The following is a 4499-nucleotide window of genomic DNA, read 5'->3' on the forward strand; positions in this document are numbered from 1 at the left end:
TGCCAGGCATCAAATAAGTGGAAAGCCCTGTACTGACGTACAGGGCTTTTTGCTATGGGAAATTTGGGGAAATTTGGGGAAATTTGAAGGGATTTGTAGTTACTTTCATTCTTTCCTGACTGACTCTCTGCCAGAAAACTGTGCGTCAGGGAGCAATGAATCGGTTAAACTAAGCTCAAATTAGTCACCAATGAGTAATCTAGTTATGTCGATTGACGACACATCTCTTCAATCCCGAAATACCTTTTCCCTGGCTGCACATGCTGCTGAAATCGTGAGCGTTTGTAGTGTGGAACAGCTGATCACTGCCTGGAAGTCTGCGAACGAAAAGCAGCAACCCTTCCTGCTTTTAGGTGAAGGAAGCAACGTTCTTTTTCTTGATAATTTTGCCGGTATGGTCGTTTTGAACCGGATAAAAGGCATTGAACTGGCTGAAGATAAGGATGAATGGCTATTGCATGTCGGTGCCGGAGAAAACTGGCATGGGCTGGTTTGCTACGCATTGGAACACAATATTCCGGGGCTGGAAAACTTGGCTCTGATCCCCGGTTGTGTAGGCTCGGCGCCTATTCAGAACATTGGTGCTTATGGAATTGAGCTGCAAAGTGTCTGTAATTATGTTGATGTTTTAGATCTGCAAACCGAAAAACTGGTGCGTTTAAGTGATGAAGATTGTCAGTTCGGCTATCGCGAAAGCATCTTTAAGCATTCTTATAAAAACGGTTATGCAATCGTAGCCGTCGGTTTGAAGCTGACGAAGCAATGGCTGCCGAAGCTCACTTATGGTGACCTGACTCGTCTGGATCCCCAGACTGTAACGCCGCAGGAGATCTTTGATTCAGTATGCTCAATGCGACGCAGCAAATTACCGGATCCTGCTGTCACCGGGAATGCGGGCAGTTTCTACAAAAACCCAACCGTTGATGCTTTGGTTGCAGAGAAAATCAGCAGCCAATACCCTTCAATGCCCTCTTACCCACAAGCCAATGGACACGTAAAACTGGCCGCGGGTTGGTTAGTTGAACAGGCCGGCCTGAAAGGTTTTAGTATTGGCGGCGCAGCGGTGCATGAGAAACAGGCCTTGGTACTCATTAATAAAGACCATGCGAGCAGCGGCGATGTTCGAGTGTTGGCGAAACATGTTCGTGATGTAGTTGCCGAAAAATTTGGTATCTGGCTTGAGCCTGAAGTCCGTTTCATTGCCGCACAAGGTGAAGTGAATGCCGTGGAGGCTCTGTCATGAGGGATATTACAGTACCACTGCAATTGATCTCAATTTTGGCCGATGGTGAGTTTCATTCTGGTGAGCAGCTAGGTACAGCCATGGGAATGAGTCGCGCTGCAATTAATAAGCATATACAGACAGTGAGGGACTGGGGGGTCGATATCTTCACGGTTCCTGGAAAAGGCTACAGCCTGCCTTATCCTATTCAGTTGTTGGAAGAGGAGAAGATTCTCGCCATGCTCCCGGCTGGTGGAGTCAGTGTCCTGCCCGTGATTGATTCAACTAATCAGTATCTGATGGACAGGATTGGTCAGCTGAATTCTGGTGATGCCTGTGCCGCTGAATATCAGCAGGCTGGGCGAGGCCGCCGCGGTCGTAAGTGGTTTTCACCTTTCGGCAGTAATCTTTATCTTTCCATGTACTGGAAACTGGAACAAGGTCCCGCTGCGGCAATGGGGCTGAGCCTGGTGATCGGGATTGTCATGGCGGAAGTGCTTCATCGCCTTGGGGCGGTAGATGTCCGGGTTAAATGGCCTAATGATCTTTATCTCAATGACCGTAAGCTGGCTGGTATCCTCGTTGAATTGACAGGAAAAACTGGAGATGCTGCTCATCTTGTTATCGGTGCTGGTATTAACCTAAAAATGCGTGAACCTGCGACCGATACCATCAACCAGGGTTGGATCAACTTGCAGGAAGCGGGCGTGAATATCGATCGCAACGAACTGACAGCGACGTTACTCAAAGAGTTGCGTTCTGCTTTAGTTCATTTTGAACAGGAAGGTCTGACACCGTTTATTGCCCGTTGGCGGGATTTAGATAATTTCCTCGACCGGCCGGTTAAATTGCTGATTGGTGATCAGGAAATTCTTGGCATCGAACGGGGAATTGATCCCCAGGGCGCATTGTTGCTCGAGCAAGATGGTCTTATTAAACCGTATATTGGGGGTGAGATTTCACTTCGCAGTGCCTGAATAAGATAAAGGAGAGCATCGGCTCTCCTTTATTCAACTCTAAAATACTTATTTTCTCAACCGGACGCTTTCAACCGCATGATTCGCGCTTTTCGTCAGTATTAGACTGGCTCTTTCCCGAGTTGGTAATATATTTTCTTTTAAATTCAATCCGTTAATTTCATCCCACAACTGGGTCGCAATGTTTACTGCTTCTTCTTCCGGCAGTTTTGCATAGTGATGAAAATAGGAGTCGGGATCAGAGAATGCACCCTGGCGGAATTTTAGGAAGCGATTAATATACCAGCCCTGCAATAAATCTTCCGGAGCATCAACGTATATTGAGAAATCAACAAAGTCAGAAACAAATACATGATGTGGATCGTGAGGATAATCCATACCACTTTGTAAAACATTGAGCCCTTCAAGAATTAAAATATCTGGCTGCTCAATAACTTTATTCCCATCGGGGATCACATCATAAATCAGATGCGAATACACCGGGGCAGTAACACGTTTAGCGCCTGATTTAACTTCAGAAACGAAGTTTACCAACTGATGCATATCGTAAGATTGCGGGAACCCCTTCTTCTTCATGATCCCACGTTCTTGCAGCGTTTTATTGGGATAGAGAAATCCATCAGTAGTAATCAGCTCCACTGAGCGATGCTCCGGCCAACGGCTCAGCAACGCCTGAAGGACACGCGCTGTTGTGCTCTTGCCCACAGCAACACTTCCCGCAATGCCGATGACATAAGGTATTTTCTGTCCGTCTGTACCGAGGAACTGTTCAAGCACAGCTTGCCGGCGCAAGTTGGAACTGATGTAAAAATTGAGAAGGCGTGAAAGCGGCAGATAGATCTGCGCGACTTCCTCGAGGGATAAATCCTCATTGATACCTTTCAGGTTCACGACTTCCGCTTCTTTGAGCGTTAGCGGTACTGAATCACGTAAGGCTGCCCACTGCGCACGATCGAACTGCAGATAAGGAGTTGCCAAAGATGGGTCTCTTTTTTTCATAAGTTAAAGTCTGCCTGTTAGCGCAGGTCAGGAAAGGCGATCACGCCAACTCCAGACAGTAAACCAGCAGCATATTATAGACACCTTAATTTTCAGGAGAGATCTTTTTCTTATAACTTATCGATTTCTTTGATTGAGTTTAAAAATTTTTAAGAAAGTTATGCAAACAAGGACGATGTCGTAAAAGATTGGGGCGGCTTTCGTCGCCCCGTGGGGATCAAAAGAGGGGAGGGGAGGAACAGGTAAACGCAGTGAGCCGTTTATAGTAGACCACTTCATTTTTCCGGCTGTAGCGGTCAGATTCAGCTTTGAAAGCTGCACAGCGGTAACCCTGAGCACGGTAAAAGGCTTCTGCTTCAGACCCCGATTGCATATCGGAAGACAGAACAGTACAACGCAGATTCTGAGCAGTGTGCTCCAGTTCACGTATTAACAATCTTCCGACGCCCCGCCGTCTGGCACGAGTACAAACCAAAAGAGTATTAATTTCTGCCTCATGCGGTGAATCTGCCGGTTGCGTTAAATTCAGCTGGACTGTTCCCATAACACCTTTTTCATCCCGGGCAATCCAAAGCAAACGCTTATTTTGAGCAAGCGCGTGGCGCAAATAATTGAAAGAATCCTCGGCATCTTTCTGTTCAATTGCGTAGGGAAACCCCGCGGATCGTCCCTGTTGGTTGGCCTCTACCAGAAGTTGAGTCAGTTCGTCGCGGTAAATAGGTAATGTCGCCGCATTCAGCATGACTATTTTCATTGCAGCACTCCTATAAGAAACAGCGCGTCCGAAAAGAAGACTGCAAAAATTACGCCAACAAAAAATGCTTTTAAATCAGTACTAGCCGAAAAGAAAACGCCGATTGGGGGTCTTTGATGCAGCAACTGCACATTTTCAGTGCATAAATCGTACAGTTGGGCGGTGTGAATGATTTTTTTAAGATGAACAGAGATGAAAAGGCGCACCAGTGGCTCGACAGTGAGATATGAGGGGGACGTTTTTGCACATTATTTGAACCTTCAAGCGCCTTAATTAGGGCAAAAGCCTATTTTTTGAATAAAACATGAGCGTTAGAACAAAACATGCAATTTATTTGTTGCATACCCCGTAAACTCTCCCTAGAATGCGCAGCACTTGATGCCGGCATAGCTCAGTTGGTAGAGCAACTGACTTGTAATCAGTAGGTCCCGAGTTCGACTCTTGGTGCCGGCACCATTCAAGTACTAAACAATTAGGTGGGGTTCCCGAGCGGCCAAAGGGAGCAGACTGTAAATCTGCCGTCATCGACTTCGAAGGTTCGAATCCT

The 4499-nt window shown here is 46.6% G+C and carries 4 protein-coding genes and 1 tRNA gene; 3 read left to right on the top strand and 2 right to left on the bottom strand.

What is annotated here, in order from left to right; translation table 11 throughout:
* Window positions 1–205: 205 nt before the first annotated feature.
* Both murB and birA read left to right on the top strand, forming a co-directional pair.
* Window positions 206–1243: a UDP-N-acetylmuramate dehydrogenase gene (gene murB, locus J8X26_RS26845; RefSeq protein WP_208952569.1), complete on the top strand. Its 1038-nt coding sequence runs from the start codon at window positions 206–208 to the stop codon at window positions 1241–1243.
* Window positions 1240–2199 carry a bifunctional biotin--[acetyl-CoA-carboxylase] ligase/biotin operon repressor BirA gene (gene birA / locus J8X26_RS26850; protein ID WP_208952570.1) on the top strand — a complete coding sequence of 320 codons (960 nt, stop codon included), beginning with the start codon at window positions 1240–1242 and terminating at the stop codon, window positions 2197–2199. Before murB ends, birA begins: the two co-directional genes overlap by 4 nt.
* A gap of 48 nt (window positions 2200–2247) precedes the next feature.
* On the opposite strand, the gene coaA is transcribed toward birA, so the two are convergent.
* Together coaA and J8X26_RS26860 are read right to left on the bottom strand one after the other, a co-directional pair.
* Window positions 2248–3198: a type I pantothenate kinase gene (coaA, locus tag J8X26_RS26855; protein ID WP_208952571.1), complete on the bottom strand. Its 951-nt coding sequence runs from the start codon at window positions 3196–3198 to the stop codon at window positions 2248–2250.
* Between the two features lie 217 nt (window positions 3199–3415).
* Entirely contained in the window at window positions 3416–3952 is a 537-nt protein-coding gene (locus tag J8X26_RS26860) for a GNAT family N-acetyltransferase (RefSeq protein WP_208952572.1), read from the bottom strand.
* 380 nt (window positions 3953–4332) lie between these two features.
* Here J8X26_RS26860 and J8X26_RS26865 point away from each other — a divergent pair.
* Window positions 4333–4408: transfer RNA gene (locus J8X26_RS26865), tRNA-Thr, on the top strand.
* Window positions 4409–4499: the final 91 nt, after the last annotated feature.

Origin of the sequence: Rahnella sp. ChDrAdgB13 (genome assembly GCF_017655185.1) — a bacterium.
Classification (GTDB): Bacteria; Pseudomonadota; Gammaproteobacteria; order Enterobacterales; family Enterobacteriaceae; genus Rahnella; species Rahnella contaminans.